Genomic DNA, 20,356 nt, shown 5'->3' on the forward strand with positions numbered 1-20,356 from the left:
GCCACACATCCATCAACTTAAGGATTTAGACTATTTTTGAAGTTAAAAGCACGTTACTATTTTCTTATGTTAATGAGAAAGGGTGACGTGTTTTTTATGAATATGAATCAAAAACAAGAATTATCTTTATTCGCTGAAGAGTTATATCGATATATGTCTCCCGCTACACTTAATCAATTAGCCATAGAAGCAGGCGGAATGAAACGAAAACGTAAGTGCCACGGGCACCATTTCTTATCTTTGTGTGTATGGCTAAATCAACAAGTCGCTACTACCTCTCTTACTCAACTATGTAGTCAATTAGAAACTTCAACAGGAGTTTTATTAAGTCCGGAAGGACTTAATCGGCGATTTAACTCTGCTTCTGTAGCCTTCTTTCGAACTGTATTTACTACACTTCTACAAGCTAAAATTGGAGGCGTATCTAAGATTTCTCATTCTCTTTCTTCCTACTTTGAGCGCATTCGCATCCTTGATTCTACAACCTTTCAGGTTCCAGATCGATTCGCATCTACCTATCCTGGTGCCGGAGGATGTAGTCATAAAGCTGGTGTGAAAATTCAACTAGAGTATGACTTGTTGAGTGGGGAATTTTCTGATGTGAAAATTGAACCAGGAAAACGAAGTGATCAGGCGTATGGTGCGACTCGAACAGGCATGATACAAAAGAATGAGCTGTATATTCGTGACTTAGGATATTTTCATCTACAAGACTTTAAGTCTATTCAAGACAAGCAGGGGTATTATTTATCTCGTCTTAAGTTACCAACTAAAATATATAGAAAAGAGTTCGAAACAGTGGTATTTAAAACAAAACCCTCTCAATTGAAACCAGTATATATACAAATTCATTTGGAAGACATTATGAAACAACTACAACCTGGCCAAGTGTATGAATTACACGATGTATATGTAGGGAGTAAGGACAAATTGCCTACTCGTATTGTAGTTTATAGGTGTACCGAGGAGCAAAAACAGAAACGCCTACGTGACCGAGCTATTCGTGAAAAGAAAAAAGGAATTACATATACAGAGCGTACAAAGCTTTTACAAGGTATTACGGTATATATGACAAACATTCCTACGGAATGGGTACCAAAAGAGAAAATCTATGATTTATATTCATTACGTTGGCAAATTGAGCTGTTATTTAAAATATGGAAATCTTGGTTTCAAATTCATCGTTGTAAATCTATTAAACAAGAGCGATTAGAATGTCATCTTTATGGGCAACTCATTAGTATTCTATTATGTTCTTCTACTATGTTTAAAATGCGAGAACTCCTATTACGTAAGAAACAGAAAGAGCTAAGTGAATATAAAGCGATGTACATAATTAAGGATTATTTTTCACTTTTTTACCAAGCATTACACAAAAACACCCAAGAATTATCAAAGGTTCTCCTTCGTCTGTTTAACCTCCTACAGCACAACGGACGAAAATCTCATCGATACGAGAAAAAGACAGTCTTTGATATTTTGGGTGTTGTTTATGAGTATACCACTTCTACTCATCAGGTAGCATAGTAAAAAATTGAAACCCGTCAGGGTTTATTTGATATGCCCGCTTTTATAAAATCTACAAAAGATAATAAAAAACTATATGGAAAGACCGCATTTTGTTTAAAAATATACCTTAAGTTGATGGATGTGGGGTACCGCCACATGCCCATCAAGCTAAAAATGGATTTTCTACGAAATTCCATTTTTTTAGTTGTGCCACTATTACCGTTTCTGTTTCGTTATCAGATAAGCTCAAATTTCTTCCTCATCTTAAAGTGGAACAAATTTATTACTTAAATTGTCTATTTAGTACACTTTTTAAATATGAATATATTTCTTAAAGTGACTTTAATAATTTTAAGTAAATCAACAGGAGAATTGAAAGGCAGGAGAAAGTTGCATGTCAGAAAATTATCGTTCTCGAGAGGAGCGACGACAAGTTAAAAAGAAAAAACAGCCTACTGCTAAGAAACAAAAAGCAAAAGGTAAAACATCGTTTTTTCGTAAGTTTTTAGTTAGTTGTTTATTACTTGGTATTGTGGGGTTAGTCGCAGGAGTTGCTACCTTTTTCGTTATGATCAAAGATGCTCCAAAACTTGAGAAAGCAAAACTTGTTAATCCGTTATCCTCAAAAATTTATGATAAAGATGGGAAATTGATATATGAATATGGAAAAGAAAAACGAACGAATATTATGTATGATCAGATTCCTAAGTTAGTAGAAAATGCGTTTTTAGCAACAGAAGATGCTCGTTTTTACGAGCACAGTGGCGTAGACTATAAAGGTACTGCACGTGCAGCCTTAGTCAGCCTAAAAGGGGATTACGGCTCTCAAGGTGGAAGTACGATTACACAGCAAGTTATTAAAAATTACTTCTTATCGATGGAAAAAACGTCAAAGAGAAAGGCGCAAGAAATATATTTAGCATATAAGCTAGAACAACAGTATTCAAAACATGAAATTTTAGAAATGTATTTAAATAAAGTTTACTTAGGTAACCGTTCATACGGAATCGCAACAGCAGTCCAAAATTACTATGGTAAGGAATTAAAAGATTTGACACTACCAGAAGTTGCAATGCTTGCTGGTTTAATGAAAGCTCCTAATAACTATGATCCAACAAAAGAACAAAATATCAAAAAAGCAACAGAAAGAAGAAATGTTGTACTTAAATTAATGAATCGACATGGTTATATTACAAAAAAAGAAATGGAAGAAGCATCAAAAGTTCCAGTAACAGAAGGACTTAAGAAAGCAACTGAACAAAAAGAAATGCCCTATCCAGCTTTTATGGATGCGGTTGTGAAAGAAGTTGAAAAAGAGTTGCCAGATGTTAATATCGGATCTGACGGTTTAGAAATTTATACAACATTAGATCCAAAGGCACAGGATTTTGCGGACAAACTTTTAAATAAAGATATTATTAATTATCCAAATGAGAAATTCCAAGGCGCTTTCACATTTATGGATACGAAAACAGGAGAAGTCCGTGCAATTGGTAGTGGGCGTGGTGAAAATAAAGCTGTTTTTAAAGGACATAATATTGCAATTGAATTAAATCGCTCAGCAGGTTCAACGATGAAACCAATTTTTGATTACGCTCCTGCAATTGAATATTTAAAATGGGCTACTTACCATCAAATTGATGACTCTCCATTTAAGTACTCAACGGGACAAGAAGTTAGAAATGCTGATAGAAAGCATTTAGGACCAATTACAATGCGCGATGCATTGAAAACGTCCCGAAATATCCCGGCAATAAAAACTGCAAAAGAAGTAGGAATTAATAAATCAAAAGTTTTCTCTGAAAAGCTAGGTATTACATTTAATGTAGCACCGACCGAATCAACAGCGATTGGTACAAATGAAGCGTCACCGACTGAAATTGCAGGTGCTTATGCTGCATTTGGTAATGATGGTAAGTATACGAGGCCACATTTTGTTAAGAAAGTCATTTATTCAGATGGTAAATCAAAAAGCTTTGAGCAAAAGTCAAAACGAGTTATGAAGGATTCTACAGCATATATGATTACTGATATGCTTCGTACTTTTGTTTCATCTGGGTTAGGTACAACAGCTAATATAAGTTCTTTAGATATAGCGGGTAAAACAGGTACAACAAACTATTCGTTAGAACAAATAGCACAATATAATCTACCAGAAAGTGCAACTCGTGATAGTTGGTTTGCTGGTTATACACCACAATATACGATGGCAGTATGGACCGGATATACAAAGGATAGTAAAGATGATTATATTAGTAGTAAAAATACGAAAATAGCTCAATTGATTTTTAAAGAAATGATGAGTAAGTTTGCTACAGATAAGTCACAATTTAAAATGCCAAACAGTGTAGTTCAAGAAGGTAGCGAATTACGCATTAAAGGTGAGAAGCATGATTCTTCTCCAAATACGAAAATAGCAAATACGACTGAACAGCCGAGTGAAAATAAGCAAAAAGAAAAGCAAAAGAAACAAGAAGAATTAAAGAAACTAGAAGAGCAAAAGCAAAGTGAACCAAACAATGGTAGTGACCTAGGAAATAAAACACCACCAAACAATGGTAATGGCCAAGGAAATACAACGCCGCCAAAAAGTGGTAGTGACCAGGGAGATACAACGCCACCAAACAATGGTAATAGCCAAGGAAATACAACGCTGCCAAAAAGTGGTAGTGACCAAGGGAATACAACACCACCAAACAATGGTAATGGCCAAGGAAATACAACACCGTCAAAAAGTGGCAGTGACCAAGGGAATACAACACCACCAAACAATGGTAATGGCCAAGGAAATACAGCGCCACCAAAAAGTGGTAGTGACCAAGGGAATACAATACCACCAAACAATGAGGATGACCATGGAACGCCACCGTCACCAAGTAATGATGGGAATACAGGAGAGGCTTCAGCTAATAATGGATAATATGTAATTATATAATCAAAAAACGCTATCCTTTTTGTAGAAATATACAGAAAGGATGGCGTTTTTTTCGTTTTTTGGATACAATTTTTTAGTTTAGTAACACTGGGGGTGATATCCAGTTATTAAACAATTTAAACCTCGCTACCTCCACTTGAAATTGTTATAATTAAAATGTTTTTAATATTTAGATAACGGAGGGGTGGAGAATGAAAATTGCAATAGTCTGTTTTGATAAATTTACTGATACAGATGTTTTTTTACCATGGGATTTATTAAATCGTGTACGTTTAGTTGGTGGTATTTCTGATTGGAATGTCCAACTATTAGGAACGGAAAAAACTCATATATCCATGTCTGGCTTACGTATCCCCATGACAGGAAGCATATCTGATATTCCTTACGCTGACGCTGTAATATTTGCAAGTGGTAAGGGTGTACAAGATTTATATCAAAATCAAGAATACCTTAATAGCATTCATGTAGATTCTCAAAGACAATTGATAGGCTCTATGTGTTCTGGTTCACTACTACTAGGAGCTAAAAAATTGTTAACAGGTAAAAAAGCAACTACATATCCATCCGTAGTAGAACAACTGAAAGAATTTGATGTAGACGTTATTGAGCAAAGTTTCGTAAACGAAGGAAATATCTCGACTGCTGCAGGTTGTTTTGCCGCTCAAGATCTCTCAGCTTGGATTATAAGAACCCTAATTAATGAAGACATGGTTGAAATTGTGTTAGAAACCGTTCGGCCAGTGGGCAAAGGTTTATATTTTTAATTTCAAATCAAGTCAAGAAATTGGTTGTTTCCCAATACGAAAAAAACGAGTTGAATTCTCATAAAAAACTGTAAAATAATAAAATTTTCGTTTTGGGGATACTTCAAAATCATAGCTTGATGGGCATGTGGCGGTACCCCACATCCATCAACTTAAGGAGAATAAACGCATCAAAACAAAAAAAGCCCCAAATTTTTCTTGAAAATAAGTTGGGGCTTTTGAAACAGAAAAGTATATTTTTAACTATGAAAACTACGATAAATTTTTCCTACTTATTAAATTCAGCAAGTAAAATTTTTTTAAAAGGATTAGGACTGTCAGTTCTACCCAAACCATTCCAATTGACGACCAACGTATGCTTGCCTCCAAGTTTACCTCCAACAAGAGTAGTAAACCCTAGAATGCCACCTGTGTGTCCCCATATCGAGACACCGCTTGGAAGCTTAGTTTCATAGATTCCAAGACCATATCCATCGATTCCTTCTTTTCCTGTAGGAACTGTAGTAAGCATTTGTTTTAGTTGCTGTTCTTTCAGTAATTTGCCACCAAGCAAGTAAGAGAAAAATTTGTTTAAGTCGTCAGCAGTAGAAATCATATCTCCAGCAGAGCTACCTGCACTTGGGTTATAATAAGTAACGTCTTTTAACTCACTTGCTCCTTCTGGTTGGACATATCCACGGGCATGGTTAGTGCCTGGAATAACACTTGAGTTGCCTGGTAGGAATGTATTCGACAATTCAAGAGGTTCAATAATTCGATTTTCAACCTCTTCCGCATAGCTGTTTCCAGTTACTTTTTCAATAAGAATGCCCAGTAATACGTATCCTGTGTTTGAATAAGACCAGCCCTTTCCTGGAGCAAAGTCTGGGGGAAGAGAAATCCCCATCTTCACTAACTCTTCAGCCGTATACGATTTTTTTGTATCCGTAAAATCAACGTCTTTTGACCTTGAGTATTCAGCGATACCACTTGTATGGTTCAATATCTCCCGGATAGTAATCTTGTTACCATCATATCCATTTCCTTGAATGACACCAGGCAACCAGTCTTCGATATGGTCGTCTAGCTTCAGACGATTCTCTCCAACTAATTGAAGTACAACTGTTGCGGTGAACGTCTTCGTCACACTCCCAATGCGAAAGCGAAAATCTGTTTTCATTGGTTTCTTGGTTCTCAGATCCGCTATTCCAGCGGCATACCCCCACGTTTTTCCACCCTCAGAAGTTTTAGCAAGTATCCCCGGGTATCCAAGTTGCAATGTATCCCGCATTGCTTGCTTGACGGAAGTACGATCTCGTTGAGTATTTGTTTGTAACGAACTAGATACATTTTGAGTAGGCTCTGCTTTTACAATTGAGGTTGGTGTTGTATATAACAGGGAACTTCCAGCTATTAAAAGGGCCAGACTTGCACATGTAATTTGATTACTTTTTTTCATAAGGCATTCCTCTCCTCTATTCATATTGTATAAGTGTTTGCTTACTGATCCTTACTTCCTGAAAAGACTTAGGGAAAGGCCCTCACGCATATAGATTAAAGCCCCAGTACAAAGGTATCTATCAATACCAACAATTTGAGCCATTTAAATCTCCATCCCTTCTATAACAAAATTATTCAAAGGTATGAAAGCATATTATCTACCCGTAGTTATTGTTAGGATTAACACAACATGAGACATAGCCCCAACCCATATTTTACTTTATTTATCCATGATATGTATTGAGAAAGAATGTAAATTCGAATCCTTTCCGTACCCCAACTATTGATCGTTTTTTTCACCTATTATAATTAGTTATTTAGAATTTCATAATAAAAAACTGTAAAAAAATAACGAGTCCCTTAACGTACAGGAAGCGGTTGAAAAATATGTCTAAACGCACAATTTTCTTTTTTTGATATGGTGCCCCCATGCCCATCAAGCTAAGAAAAACAAATACCCCCAAAACGAAATTTTCTGCTAACTTGTATTAAAAAGCCCATTTTTTGGTGTTATAAAACCTTTAAGTTGATGGACATATGGTGCCACCCATATAGTATAAGACTGTCCTTATTTTGAGCAAAAGCAATAATGGTTTAAAATTAAGGTATGAGACAAAGTTAATAAATAAATCGGAGGATGAAATGTATAAATTATTGATTGTTGAAGATGAAATGAATATAGCATATACGCTAAAAAACCATCTTAAAAAATATGGATATCATTGCCTCGTTGTAGAAGATTTTCAAAAGGTAGTAGAAATTTTTCAAGACTTTCAACCCCACCTTGTCATAATGGATGTTACCCTTCCTGCTTTTGATGGTTATTATTGGTCCCGTAAAATAAGACAAATATCAAATTGTCCTATTGTGATTCTCTCTGCTCGTATGAGTGAGGCCGATCAAGTGTATGGCATTGAAAATGGGGCTGATGATTTCATTACTAAGCCTTTTTTATTAGGAGTGATACTTGCAAAAATTAATGGACAAATTCGTCGTATATATGGCGAATATGCAAGAAATGTACAGGGAAAAATTATAAAAATAGGAAATACAGCTTTAAACCTGGACACTGTACGATTATGCACACCTAATCAGGAGGAGCTATTAACAATAAAAGAACTCCAGCTATGTACAATGTTCTTTGAAGCGTATCCTAATGTTGTAACAAGACAGCAACTACTTACAGCCATTTGGGATGAAGAAGAATTTGTTGAGGAAAATACCTTAACAGTAAATATTGCAAGAGTACGAAAGAAATTAGAAGCCATTCATTCTACTTTAGAAATTAAAACTATACGAGGAATTGGCTATCAATTAACGGAGAAACTTACATGAAGTTATTTTTAAAAGACCATATGAGCTTTATTATTTTGTATATCATTACATTTATTAGCTTACCAATTGTGATTCATCGATTAGATGGTTTTGAAAATCATTATACCTATTTTATATTTCTAGCCGTCTCTCTATTAATCATACTACTTTTTTGTCGTTATTTACGCCGTAAAAAAATGTATGCACATATTGAGAATAATAACATCCATACGGACAGTCTTATGATTTATCAGCCAATAGCTTCATACGAAAAAGCATACGCATCTCAGTTGCAATATATTCAATCCTTATTTCTATCAAAAGAAGAGGAATATAAGAGTTCTTTACATAATCAGCAATTAATGATTTCTCATGCTGTTCATCAAATGAAAACGCCACTTTCTGTCATTCAACTGCTTATACAATCTAATCAGTTTAAGGAACCAAATTCCCTTGCAGAATGGCAAAAAGTAAAAGTTGAGTGCGATAAACTAAACTTCTCTTTAAATCAGTTACTAACGTATAGTCGCTCTACTAAATTATTAGCAGATTTAAAAATAGAACCAATTCCGTTAAAACATATTGTGCAGGAAGTTATTAATGATTTAAGGGATTATTTTATTGAGGAAGAAATCTTTCCTAAGAGCACTATACCTGAGCATATAATTCTCTATTCAGATCGTAAATGGCTAAAGGTTGTGGTTTACCAATTATTAAGTAACGCTGTTAAATATGGAGAAAAATACTCATCCATTATAATCCACTATGAAAATGGGCAGTTATATATTAAAAATAAAGGAGAAACGATACCTGAAAGTGAAATAAAACGTGTTTTTGAATTATTTTACACGGGAACGAAAGGACGTACAAAAGGAGAAGCAACTGGTATCGGTCTCTATGTAGTAAAAAGTATTCTTACTACATTAAATCATCCATACCATCTATATTCTAAAGATAATGAAACAACATTTACAATAGACCTCTCAAGAAGTATAGAAACGGCTACCAAATAAGGTAGCCGTTTTGAATGTGACAATTTTGTCATATTGCTGTCACGTTGAAAGATGTTAAGAAGTAAAAGGCCCATCTATAATCAAATACTGAAAGATACAAAGGAGTGAGGTACTGATGTCAAACACCATTTTAAATGTAAAAGAGCTTCAAAAAGTATATACAGGAGAAATTTCCTATCAAGCATTGAAAGGTATTGATTTTAATTTAAACATGAATGAGTTTGTTGCGGTAATGGGGCCTTCTGGTAGTGGAAAAACAACTTTTCTTAACTGCATTTCAACAATCGATAGCCCAACTAATGGCTCAGTAACAATTAATTCAAAAAATCCTTATGAATTAAATGATAATGAACTAGCGAAGTTTCGTCGCAAAGAATTAGGGTTTGTCTTTCAAGACTTTAACCTTGTTCATACCTTAACAGTAGAGGAAAATATTTTATTACCTTTGGTACTTGATTCTGTAGAAGCTAAGGAAATGAGCAAACGTTTAGAGAAAGTTGCAATTTTTTTAGGTATTAAAGAAATTTTAAAGAAACGTACATTTGAAATTTCAGGTGGACAGAAACAGCGTGTGGCAATTGCTCGAGCTGTTATTCATGAACCAGGGTTATTATTAGCTGATGAACCAACTGGAAACCTAGATTCTAAAGCGGTAAATGATGTTATGACATTGTTTGAGTCAATTAACAAGACCTTTAACACAGCTATTTTAATGGTGACACATGATGCCTATGTTGCTAGTTTTGCACATCGCGTAATCTTTATAAAAGACGGTATTCTTTATAATGAGGTGCATCGAGGTGATAATAAACAGAAGTTTTATCAAGAAATTATGGACACACTTACATTTTTAGGTGGTGGACAGCATGAGTTTTAATCATATTGTCTTTCAAAACATTTTGCGCGATAAATGGACATATATTTCTTATTTTTTAAGCAGTGTATTTTCCATTTTGATATTTTTCTTATTTTCGATTGTAGCATTTCATCCTATGTTAGCGAGCATTCAAACAGGAAGCACACTTAGCCTTGTAATGATACTTACGAGCTTTATTGTGTATATTTTTTCATTCGTTTTCATCATTTATTCGATGTTTTCATTTTTGAAAAAGAAAACCAAAAGTCTTGGCATTTTTATGATTACTGGAGCATCTATGAAGCAAGTGCGTAAGATGGTGTTCAGAGAAAATATGCTTATTGCTAGTGTAGCAATAATAAAAGCGATTGTGCTTGGGCTTGTAATCGCCCCGTTGTTTTTAATGGTCACCAAAAGGGTGTTACAAGTGAATAGCTTTGGTATGTATATACCAATACAAGCTATCGCATTAACTATTATTTTATTTGCAATTTTATTCTGTATCGTTTCTAAATTTATAACACGTTTTATTAACAAAGAAGAAGCTGTACATCTGTTAAAAGCAGATGTAACACAGGAAAAATTAATTGTGCCTGCACCATGGAAGTTATTACTATCAGTAATTACCAGCGTATTCTTAGCACTATCGCTCATATTAGAAATGAATTGGGTTGAATCATCTGGAACCATCCATTACATTTTACTATTTGTTAGTTCGCTATTAGCCATATATTTTATTATCACGCAGGGAATGTTTGTATCGATTCATGTATTACAAAAACGACCGTCGTATTACAAAAAAACAAATATGCTTTACGTTTCGAACATAAAGGCCAAAGGTCGCTCGCATTCCCAACTTATCTATTTATTAACAGTCTTGTTGCTAGGTGTATTTTTATGTACAAATGTACTGTACAGTTCCTATTACAATATAAATACGAGAGCAGAATCAATAGATCCGTACAGCTTTGAATATATCTCACTCTCAGGTAATACACCTGAAGTTGAAAAGAAAGATATTTCATTTATTGAAAATGCATTAGCAAAACAAGGTGAATACGATGCATATTATTCTGCATTTAAAACAGATAAAAATCATAATATTGGCTTTATGTCAGTTTCAAATTATAATGCCCTTGGTTTTCATAAGACAATTTCACTAAAGGATGATGAATACTATGTTGCAGCAGGAAATAACTATGCTCTTCCAAGTATAGAATTTATTCGTGACTACCCGTTAGGAAAACTTAAATATGCGGGCCTTGAGAAACGAAATATTTTAACTTCAGGTTTCCAAAAGATGTACTATATCGTCCCAGATGCTGTTTATGAAACTATTGACTATCCTGTATTTAAAGTATTTGCTTATGAAATTGATAATTGGACAGAAAAGCTCGACTTGTCCGAAACGATTCTTTCCAAAATTTCAACAATACCAAATGAGCGCCTAATTTCTTCTAAAATTAATTTTTACGAGATTGAAAAAACGACAGTGAGTCTTCTATTCTTTATCGGGTTCATGTTGAGCCTTATCTTCTTGAGCGCAGCAATGAGTATTCTTTATTTCTATCTGCAAACGTCATTTGAAGGAGAAAAAGAAAAATATGCAGGAATCCGAAAACTTGGCTTTTCTGTGAAAGAATTAGTTGCTGTTGTGACTAAGGAGTTGGCAACTTTAATTTTTGTCCCGTTTACACTTGCATCTATTCTTCTATGTGGAATAATGCTTGCAATGCGTAACCATTTTTCATCAGCACTTTATGGAGTCACAGCAATAGGCGTAGGAATATTTTTATTGCTATTTGTTATAAGCTTTTTCATCATTCGACGAAGTTATTTGAAAAAACTTATAAATTAACAATGCATGTTTCTAATAATATAGGTGCTTGATCTAAAAATAACATAGAAAGTATACCTGAAATTATACTTTTCAAGGGGTTCTTTTCATGAAAAAGAACCCCTTGGATAAATAAGAGATGCTCTTACTATAGAAACTTTATATAAGTATATCGTTGATGTAAGAAACAATATAGTTTTCCTAGAGGACTAATAGTATTTGAGTAATATATAAAGTGGAGGTTTTATATTTTTATGAGGTTAAATGCTTTTCAATTAAAGATTTTTGCAATGGTCCTTATGGTCATTGACCACGTGTATACTTACATTCCAGGTATGACAATGTGGATGCATCATCCAGGACGTATTGTGGCACCAATTTTTTTCTATTTTGTAGTGGAAGGATTTTTCTATACACGAAATCGTAAAAAGTATGCTACACGTGTATTTATGTGGGCAGCGATTATGTTTGCTGGTTCAGCGATTATTCAATATATCTTCCCGACAGAGGCTGGATTATTAAATAATATTTTCTTATCACTTGGGCTTGGGATAGTATTATTATGTGCCATTGATTATACGAAACGTACAAAAAACTATTTACTCGGAATCCCAACTGCAATTATTGTGGGTACATTAGGAATGTTTACAGAAGCAAGTTTCATGGGCGTCATCATGACATTAATCTTCTATTTCTTTAGAGAAAAGAAAATGTGGTTAATTATCACATATGTATTACTTTCATTAATGGAAGTCCCAACGTTACTTATGGCGGGAGAGATTTTCACAGACATGGGTTTATTTGGTTTTAACAACCAATGGATGATGGTATTCGCATTACCATTCTTCTTTTTATATAACGGCGAACGTGGTGTGAATAATGCATTTACAAAATATATGTTTTATATTTTCTATCCGGTCCACTTATGGATTATCTATACAATTGGATATTTTATGAGTAAATAAAGATAAAAATAATAAATTTATAAGTTTCTAAATGAAGTTGTAGGGAATGAACCTTACAGAAAGTTTTTATTGGATTCAAATTTTTCTTAGAGTACAAAATTCGCATTTTGTTGGTACTACTTCATCACTATCAAGCTAACAAAACTAAATTTCCTTAATATGAAAAAATACGCTATTCTTTCTGTAGAATCATAGGAAAGGATGGCGTTTTTTAAATTTTATAGATACTTTGTGGTAGCCTCAAGTAGGAGGATTTAGCACAGGCAAACAATAATATCTTTTGTTTAGAAAGGAGAATGTTTTTTGAAATACACAATTAATGATTGATGGTTTTATTTCTAGGCCATCCTTACCAAAAATATTGTTCATCAATATAAAAACAGATGAAGATACTGTGGATAAAGTTTTTAATCAAATAGGGGTTGATAGTAATAAACTTAAGGGATTATTTATTGCACATACATATTATGATCATGCGTTTGATTTAGTTTATATAGCTAAACAAACTGGAACACATGTATATGGTTCAGAATCAGCAATTAACATAGGTATTGGTGGTGATATAAATAAGAACCAGATGTCTGTATATGAAGTAAATAAGACTATGAAATTTAGTGATTTTACTTTTACTGTCCTTCCATCGAAGCATTCACCAACCTTTGATGAAGGAGAAAAAATAAAAAAGACACTTAAACAACCTGCTAAAGCACTAGATTATCATGAAGACTCTTCTTATGATTACTTGATTACACATAATAATAAAACTTTCCTTGTTAAACCAAGTGCTAACTATATAGAAGGAGCATTAGATGATATTCGAGCTGATGTCTTGTTTTTAGGAATAGGGGTATTAGGAAAGCAGGAAAGTACTTTCCAAAATACGTATTACGAGCAATCTGTACGAAAAGTACAACCGAAGCTTGTTATTCCAATACATTGGGACGATTTCAACAAACCATTGACAGATACTCTTGAAGCAATGCCTAAATATGCGGACAATACCCAAAATGGATTAGATTTTATAATTCAAAGGACAAAAGCAGATAAAATTGATTTTCAAATACTTCAAGGTTTTAAAAGTATTTACTTCTAAAAAAGGGATCCACCACACCTCTATCAAGTTAAAAAACATAAAAAACGATAATAATGAACTTCCGCGCTAAAAAAGCCACAAAATTTTCGTTTAGGGGGCAATCTGTTCTGTTAGCTTGATGGGGATGTGGCGGTACCCCTACAATTAAATATAAGAGGGTATTGCAAGGTTAATAATTTATCTACAATGAGTTATTAATGTGGATTTAGCTCATTTTTTACATATAGCAGGTAATTCTTTGATTGTTGTCGTACTTCGGTTTGAATTACAGTTAGTTGCATTCATCCCAAAAAACACCGCTGATTTCCTATAGATAAGAGGTCATCAGCGGTGTTTATCGGTGTATAAAACTTCAACATTATTAATAAGTCTTCTTTTAAAATATAAATGGTTAAACATATGAAAAAACTTCGATTGTTATATCATCTTTTATTTTTGAAATACAGGCGCTATTTTATCAATGCGGTTTGTCCAAATTCCACCTGTATAATCGTCAGGAAGACGTTTTATATCTTCAAGCGAATCAAATCCACTTGAAAATCCAAATCCATTTCCTCCTACAACGATAACTCGTGTATTAGCTTTATCCATTCGATTAAGAAAACGATTTGGCCATCCCCAAAGCCAAGGAGCTACTTTGTCTGGTATATGTAACTCCCTATGCTTCAGGCTTGAAGGCATGTAACCAGTCCATCCTAACGCCATATAAGTAAGAAGATCCTTTTTCATGGTTGCTTTAGACATTGATCGTAAACTAGGGATGCGCTCTTTTATCGCAGCAATTGGTTTATCGCCACCATATACAGTTAGTTGCTCAAGGCGTTTTCCTGGTAGTTTCTTAAGGTAAGCAGCCAATTGGATTCCTTCATTTTCATCATCACTTTTAATATGAATAAGAAAAGAGCGATTTGGAAAATGGTTAAGTACTTCATCAAGTGTTGGCATAAGATTAATCCCTTGGCCACGAAATGGGAATGTTTTACCACCATCAGCTGTATAACCGTAACCAATATCAAGTGCTTGTAATTCTTTTGTTGTAAAATCTCTTGTAACACCTTTACCATTAGTACGGCAATCAAGAGTCCAGTCATGAAAAATAACAAAATTATTATCTTTAGTTGGTTGAACATCAAACTCTACTAGATCAGCCCCAGCTTTAAATGCCGCTTCCATAGATGGAATTGTATTTTCTAAATAAGGATATTCAGGTTTATTTATACGTTCAGCTGTACATGTATCACCCTCAATCCCTTCCATGCTAAATGTTTGCGAAAGCCCTCGGTGTGCAAGAAGAAGAGGAGTCCCATCGGTCCTCTCAGCAAAAAAAGAACTGTTATTTACATAAACAAATATGAGTAGGATAAGAATTATCCAAGTCGTTTTACGTTTTAGTAACCTTTTTATTTTATTCATTGTATGCTCCTCTTAATTATTAGTTGAAATGCTTTAGACAATGTTCGTCATTTAAATACTGGTAGATGTTACAACCTATTTTATTTTATTGCAATGGATAGGATTGGTAATTGAAAGTTAGTACTTATATATCAATATAACTCTTCAGCAAATAAAGATAATTTTTTATCCAGATTCATAAAAAGCAGTTCACATCCTTAAGTTGATGGATGTGTGGTGTGCTCCTATAGGGGCGTAAAGTACTCAAAACTATGAACGTTTCCGCAACATTCTCCTTTGCCTCTTTCGAATAAAATTTATGCCAAGATATAATAAAAGTATAACGATATAAGGGGCGTCTTTTATGAGAAAAGAGAAAAGACAAAGGCTAATTAAACAAGCGGTGAAAGAGCATGAAATAGATACACAAGAAAAGTTAGTAGAGCTGTTAGCAAAAAAGGGGGAAATTGTAACACAAGCTACTATTTCGCGAGATATTCGCGAATTAAATATAATAAAGACAGTTTCTTCAAACGGTTTAACAATATATAAAAACTTCACAGGAGATAATATACAAACTGATATGATGTTAAAGAAAAAGTTGGGAGAAGTTGTCGTAAAGATTGATTATATAAATCAATTAACCATTATTAAAACTTTACCGGGTAATGCACATGTTATAGGTGTGTTATTAGACTCTGTAGAATGGAAAGAAAAAGTAGGGTGTATTTGTGGGAATGATACATGTCTTGTAATTTCAAAATCACAATCAGATAGGGAGATTCTAGAAGAGAGATTAAAATTAATTATGTAGATAAAAAAACTACTAATACAGGATTTTATTTCGTTACAGAAATAAAGCAGCTTTTCCGGAGCCTTGGTAATAAATTAAACTTTTAATTGGGATACTTTACGGTATATTGAAATTAATTGTCCTCTTAGTTGCTGAAGATACTTAATATAGAAATGATGTTGGAGTATCGAGAAAAATAATTAATTCTAAATAAGAATTTTTAACGTAAGGTAGCTAAAATTTGAAAGTGAGTACAATTAATCGAAATTGCTAGTTATAAGAGAGGGTAAAAGTATCTTGTAAAGTAATGCATATAACATAGAAAGATATAAGAGATAGGTGAAATTTATGAATACAAGACAAAAAGAAATTTTATTTCTACTATTATCTGAATCTAACGACTATTCATTAGTACAAGACCTTGCGGATAAGGTGAATTGCTCTGAAAAAACAATTCGTAATGACTTTAAAATAATTGAGGAGCACCTTGCGAATTATTCAAGTGCGATTCTTGTTAGGAAACCGGGATTAGGTGTGTACCTAGAGATTGAGGAATATGAAAAGGTGGACTTGTTTAATAAACTTTATTGTATTAATAATCGCACAAAGTATGAATCAGATGAAGAAAGAATTCTACAAATTGCATACAACTTATTAATGAATGTAAAGGCAGTTACTGCACAGGAAATGGCATCCCAACATTTTGTAAGTCGAACGACTATAAAAAAAGATCTAGATAGAATTGAAAAATGGTTACATCATTTTGATTTAACCATTGTTTCAAAACAGCGAGTTGGACTAATTATTAATGGAAATGAAAAGAAAAAAAGAAGAGCCTTGGCTAGATTATCAGATTTGATTCGTAATTCTGATCTTACGAATCAATTTATTAAAGAACAATTTCAATATCATGAGGTTGAATTTGTTACGAACGAATTGAAAACATTACAAAAACGAAATGCATTGTTTTTTACAGATGATACATTTGAAAGTTTATTAGTGCATACATTGCTCATGGTACGGAGAATGAAACTTAAACAACCTATTTTAAATGCTGAAAAGGAAATTAAAATACTGAAAGAAACAAAAGAATATATATGGACATTGGAATTTTTAAAACAGTTGGAATGTGTTTTTTCAGTTCATTTTACAGAAGAAGAAGTTACGTATTTAACAGCTCATATTTTAGGTGGGAAAATCCGTTATCAAGATAAACCAATGCAGAATAGCACACTTACTGAAAGTAATCCAATTCTTTCTATAGTTATACAGCAATTAGTTAAACGTATATCGCAGTTATATGAAATTGATTTCAGTAAAGACAAAATTTTAATTGAAGGGTTAACGATTCATCTATATACCGCATTGAATCGCTTAAGCTATGATCTTTCTGTCTCTAATCCGATGTTACACGATATAAAGAGAATGTATCCCTATGTGTTTAATGTATTGATACAAGTATTAGAAGAGATAAATGAATCTCAAAATATATATATTCCAGAAGAAGAGGCGGCTTATCTTACTCTACACTTTGAAGCATCTGTTGAACGGTTAAATTACCAGGAAAAATCTAAAAATGTAATTATTGTTTGCCATATGGGCATTGGCATGTCGCAGTTGTTACGTACAAAAATTGAGCGTAAATTTCGTCATATCCATGTGATGGACTGTATTTCAAAATCAGATTTACAAAGTTATATAATGAAACATCGTGATGTGGATCTCGTTATTTCAACTACTAGTCTTTCAAGATTAGACATTCCTCATATAGTAGTATCCCCATTATTAGAGGGGCCAGAAGAAAAGAAGCTAGGGGACTTTATACAAAATTATGATGAGCCAAGTTATAAAGAACAAAAAGACTTTGTTATGTTCAATTATACATCTCCATTTTTAGTGTTTTTACAACAGGATATACAGCACCCATATGAGCTAATTGAAAAGTTAGCGTATGCTTTGCATAGTAAGGGGTATGTAGATAAAGAGTATGCAGAAAATGCAATCATAAGAGAAAAAATGTCAGCAACAACAATTGGGGCAGGAATCGCAATTCCTCATGGAAATCCGAAATTTATTCAAGAGTCAGTAATTGCAATTGCTACATTAAAGGAACCAATTGATTGGGGAGAAGAGAAGGTATCACTTGTATTTATGCTAGCAGTTAAAAGTGATGGACAAGAGGTAACGAAACAATTGTTTCAGGAACTATCCTTTATAAGTGAGCAACCATCCTTTATTCAAAAGCTTACGAAAGAAACAAACGTAATGAAATTTTTGTCCTTTTTACATAATTAACCAAAAAGTGGAGAATCAAATAACCCGTTTTTCGCTTGGGTAAAAGGTTTATTTTTCCGGAAGTTACGGTAAAAAATGAAACTTTTGACGTCGTAATATTAATTTATAGTAAGTGTAGGCGCTTAGTAAAAAGTGTGAGGAGGATTAAGAATGAAATTGTTAGCGGTTACATCATGTCCAAATGGGATTGCCCATACTTATATGGCAGCTGAAAATTTGCAAAAAACAGCGGATAAATTAGGAGTTCAAATGAAAATTGAAACCCAAGGTGGAATAGGGGTAGAAAATGAGTTGACGGAACAAGATATTCGCGAAGCAGACGGCATTATTATAGCTGCAGATAGAGTCGTAAATAAAGATAGATTTGTAGGGAAAAAATTGTTGGCTGTTGGGGTACAAGATGGTATTCGTAAACCAGGAGAATTAATTCAGAAAATAATCAGCGGGAATGTACCTCTTTATCATTCACAGTCAAAAATAGTAGAAAGTAACCAACAGGAAAGAAAGCAAAATCCGATATATCGTCATTTAATGAATGGTGTATCTTTTATGGTCCCATTTATCGTAGTCGGGGGATTATTAATTGCTATTGCGTTAACACTTGGGGGAGAAAAAACTCCTGGGGGTTTAGTGATTCCGGAGGGTTCTTTTTGGAAAACCATTGAACAAATTGGTGGTGCATCATTTACGTTCATGGTTCCAATACTTTCTGGATATATTGCATATAGTATAGCGGATAAACCTGGACTTGTTCCTGGGATGATTGGTGGATATATTGCAGCAACAGGAAGTTTTTACGGAAGTGAAAGTGGTGCTGGTTTTCTTGGTGGAATTATCGCTGGCTTTCTAGCTGGTTACATAGCGTTAGGAATAAAAAAATTAAAAGTTCCAAAAGCGATTCAACCAATTATGCCGATTATTATTATTCCGGTATTTACTTCTCTTATTGTAGGCTTAGCATTTGTATTTATTATTGGTGCACCTGTCGCACAAGTTTTCGTATCATTAACAGCTTGGTTAGCAGGTATGCAAGGGTCAAGTTCAATTCTTTTAGCATTAATTTTAGGAGCAATGATTTCATTTGATATGGGTGGTCCAGTCAATAAAGTAGCATTCTTATTTGGTTCAGCAATGATTGGAGAAGGAAACTATGAAATTATGGGTCCAATTGCTGCAGCAATTTGTATACCACCAATTGGAATGGGACTGGCTACTTTCATAGGTAAGGGGAAATTTCAAGATTCAGAGAGAGAAATGGGTAAAGCATCATTTACAATGGGGCTATTTGGTATTACGGAAGGTGCGATTCCCTTTGCAGCACAAGATCCACTTCGTGTTATTCCGAGTATAATGGCTGGCTCGATGACGGGTGCTGTGATTGCGATGATCGGTCATGTAGGAGACAGAGTGGCACATGGTGGTCCAATTGTTGCTGTGTTAGGAGCAGTAGATAATGTATTTATGTTTTTTGTGGCTGTAATTGTAGGCTCTATTGTGACAGCTGTTGTAGTAAATGTATTGAAAAAAGACGTTTCAAAGTTAGAAAAACAAGAAAATGAACAAATAAAAGAAGTTTCAGCAACAATAGAAGTGCAACAACTGGAACAAGAAACTCAAGCAAGAGGCGAACAAGTAGATAAGGTAGAGATGAAAAAATTAACAGATATTACAAGTTTAGAATTAATTGAAACGGACTTAAAAGGGGAAACAAGAGATGACATCATTGATGAAATGATTCAAAAATTAAAGCATGTAGGTGCATTACATTCAGTGACAGAATTTAAACAGGCTATTATGAACCGTGAGCAAGAAAGTACTACAGGTATTGGCATAAACATTGCGATTCCACATGGGAAATCAGCTGCCGTAAGGAAACCGAGTGTGGTATTTGGAATTAAACAATCGGGCATAGATTGGAAAAGCCTTGATGGAACGGAAGCGAAGTTAATATTTATGATTGCGGTACCAAAAGGAAATGAAGGAAATGAACATTTAAAAATCCTTCAAATGCTTTCTCGAAAACTTATGGATGACAGTTTTAGAGAGCGGTTATTATCTGTTCAAACAAAAGCAGAAGCATACAAACTACTAGATGAAATTGCATAGAATGG

At 33.9% G+C, this 20,356-nt stretch carries 13 protein-coding genes and 1 pseudogene; 12 read left to right on the forward strand and 2 right to left on the reverse strand.

Annotation, left to right across the window (positions count from 1 at the left end):
* Positions 1–96: 96 nt before the first annotated feature.
* From ACTJJY_RS27185 to ACTJJY_RS27195, 3 genes are all read left to right on the forward strand, one after another.
* Positions 97–1,527 (forward strand): IS4 family transposase, encoded by a 1,431-nt coding sequence (locus ACTJJY_RS27185; protein WP_440607037.1) that lies wholly within the window; start codon positions 97–99, stop codon positions 1,525–1,527.
* Positions 1,528–1,903: 376 nt separating this feature from the next.
* Positions 1,904–4,429 (forward strand): PBP1A family penicillin-binding protein, encoded by a 2,526-nt coding sequence (locus ACTJJY_RS27190; RefSeq protein ID WP_440607038.1) that lies wholly within the window; start codon positions 1,904–1,906, stop codon positions 4,427–4,429.
* Positions 4,430–4,635: 206 nt separating this feature from the next.
* Positions 4,636–5,208, forward strand: a complete 573-nt coding sequence (locus ACTJJY_RS27195; RefSeq protein ID WP_440607039.1) for a DJ-1/PfpI family protein — start codon at positions 4,636–4,638, stop codon at positions 5,206–5,208.
* A 268-nt stretch (positions 5,209–5,476) separates the two neighbouring features.
* Here the strand turns inward: ACTJJY_RS27195 and ACTJJY_RS27200 are convergent, their stop codons facing one another.
* Positions 5,477–6,646 (reverse strand): serine hydrolase domain-containing protein, encoded by a 1,170-nt coding sequence (locus ACTJJY_RS27200; protein WP_440607040.1) that lies wholly within the window; start codon positions 6,644–6,646, stop codon positions 5,477–5,479.
* 683 nt (positions 6,647–7,329) lie between these two features.
* On the opposite strand from ACTJJY_RS27200, the gene ACTJJY_RS27205 reads away from it, so the two are divergent.
* From ACTJJY_RS27205 to ACTJJY_RS27230, 6 genes and pseudogenes are all read left to right on the forward strand, one after another.
* Positions 7,330–8,022, forward strand: a complete 693-nt coding sequence (locus ACTJJY_RS27205) for a response regulator transcription factor (RefSeq protein ID WP_440607041.1) — start codon at positions 7,330–7,332, stop codon at positions 8,020–8,022.
* Entirely contained in the window at positions 8,019–9,014 is a 996-nt protein-coding gene (locus ACTJJY_RS27210) for a sensor histidine kinase (protein WP_272795487.1), read from the forward strand. The genes ACTJJY_RS27205 and ACTJJY_RS27210 overlap by 4 nt, the downstream gene beginning before the upstream one ends.
* 115 nt (positions 9,015–9,129) lie before the next feature.
* Positions 9,130–9,891 (forward strand): ABC transporter ATP-binding protein, encoded by a 762-nt coding sequence (locus ACTJJY_RS27215; protein ID WP_086422525.1) that lies wholly within the window; start codon positions 9,130–9,132, stop codon positions 9,889–9,891.
* The gene (locus ACTJJY_RS27220) at positions 9,881–11,728 is read left to right on the forward strand and encodes an FtsX-like permease family protein (RefSeq protein ID WP_098224077.1); all 1,848 of its coding nucleotides are present in this window, start codon (positions 9,881–9,883) and stop codon (positions 11,726–11,728) included. The genes ACTJJY_RS27215 and ACTJJY_RS27220 overlap by 11 nt, the downstream gene beginning before the upstream one ends.
* 233 nt (positions 11,729–11,961) lie before the next feature.
* Positions 11,962–12,672: a TraX family protein gene (locus tag ACTJJY_RS27225; protein WP_272795481.1), complete on the forward strand. Its 711-nt coding sequence runs from the start codon at positions 11,962–11,964 to the stop codon at positions 12,670–12,672.
* Between the two features lie 307 nt (positions 12,673–12,979).
* Positions 12,980–13,765, forward strand: a pseudogene (locus ACTJJY_RS27230) (MBL fold metallo-hydrolase); the annotation flags it as partial.
* Between the two features lie 429 nt (positions 13,766–14,194).
* Here ACTJJY_RS27230 and ACTJJY_RS27235 read toward each other — a convergent pair.
* Positions 14,195–15,178, reverse strand: coding sequence for a glycerophosphodiester phosphodiesterase family protein (locus tag ACTJJY_RS27235; protein WP_440607042.1), 984 nt, complete (start codon positions 15,176–15,178; stop codon positions 14,195–14,197).
* 343 nt (positions 15,179–15,521) lie between these two features.
* Between ACTJJY_RS27235 and ACTJJY_RS27240 the strand changes: the two genes are divergently transcribed.
* The 3 genes from ACTJJY_RS27240 (at position 15,522) to ACTJJY_RS27250 (ending at position 20,351) form a co-directional block, all read left to right on the forward strand.
* Entirely contained in the window at positions 15,522–15,971 is a 450-nt protein-coding gene (locus ACTJJY_RS27240) for an arginine repressor (RefSeq protein WP_440607043.1), read from the forward strand.
* 327 nt (positions 15,972–16,298) lie between these two features.
* Positions 16,299–18,245 (forward strand): BglG family transcription antiterminator, encoded by a 1,947-nt coding sequence (locus ACTJJY_RS27245; protein WP_440607044.1) that lies wholly within the window; start codon positions 16,299–16,301, stop codon positions 18,243–18,245.
* Positions 18,246–18,395: 150 nt separating this feature from the next.
* Positions 18,396–20,351: a fructose-specific PTS transporter subunit EIIC gene (locus tag ACTJJY_RS27250; protein WP_440607045.1), complete on the forward strand. Its 1,956-nt coding sequence runs from the start codon at positions 18,396–18,398 to the stop codon at positions 20,349–20,351.
* Positions 20,352–20,356 lie beyond the last annotated feature (5 nt).

Source organism: Bacillus sp. 22475, assembly GCF_052044835.1.
GTDB lineage: Bacteria > Bacillota > Bacilli > Bacillales > Bacillaceae_G > Bacillus_A > Bacillus_A cereus.

Excerpts from the sequence above, each read along its gene's own strand:
- ACTJJY_RS27185 (WP_440607037.1), top strand. The coding sequence starts at position 97 with ATGAATATGAATCAAAAACAAGAATTATCTTTATTCGCTGAAGAGTTA.
- ACTJJY_RS27220 (WP_098224077.1), top strand. The coding sequence starts at position 9,881 with ATGAGTTTTAATCATATTGTCTTTCAAAACATTTTGCGCGATAAATGG.
- ACTJJY_RS27240 (WP_440607043.1), top strand. The coding sequence starts at position 15,522 with ATGAGAAAAGAGAAAAGACAAAGGCTAATTAAACAAGCGGTGAAAGAG.
- ACTJJY_RS27195 (WP_440607039.1), top strand. The coding sequence starts at position 4,636 with ATGAAAATTGCAATAGTCTGTTTTGATAAATTTACTGATACAGATGTT.
- ACTJJY_RS27210 (WP_272795487.1), top strand. The coding sequence starts at position 8,019 with ATGAAGTTATTTTTAAAAGACCATATGAGCTTTATTATTTTGTATATC.
- ACTJJY_RS27245 (WP_440607044.1), top strand. The coding sequence starts at position 16,299 with ATGAATACAAGACAAAAAGAAATTTTATTTCTACTATTATCTGAATCT.
- ACTJJY_RS27200 (WP_440607040.1), bottom strand. The coding sequence starts at position 6,646 with ATGAAAAAAAGTAATCAAATTACATGTGCAAGTCTGGCCCTTTTAATA.
- ACTJJY_RS27215 (WP_086422525.1), top strand. The coding sequence starts at position 9,130 with ATGTCAAACACCATTTTAAATGTAAAAGAGCTTCAAAAAGTATATACA.
- ACTJJY_RS27190 (WP_440607038.1), top strand. The coding sequence starts at position 1,904 with ATGTCAGAAAATTATCGTTCTCGAGAGGAGCGACGACAAGTTAAAAAG.
- ACTJJY_RS27205 (WP_440607041.1), top strand. The coding sequence starts at position 7,330 with ATGTATAAATTATTGATTGTTGAAGATGAAATGAATATAGCATATACG.
- ACTJJY_RS27225 (WP_272795481.1), top strand. The coding sequence starts at position 11,962 with ATGAGGTTAAATGCTTTTCAATTAAAGATTTTTGCAATGGTCCTTATG.
- ACTJJY_RS27250 (WP_440607045.1), top strand. The coding sequence starts at position 18,396 with ATGAAATTGTTAGCGGTTACATCATGTCCAAATGGGATTGCCCATACT.
- ACTJJY_RS27235 (WP_440607042.1), bottom strand. The coding sequence starts at position 15,178 with ATGAATAAAATAAAAAGGTTACTAAAACGTAAAACGACTTGGATAATT.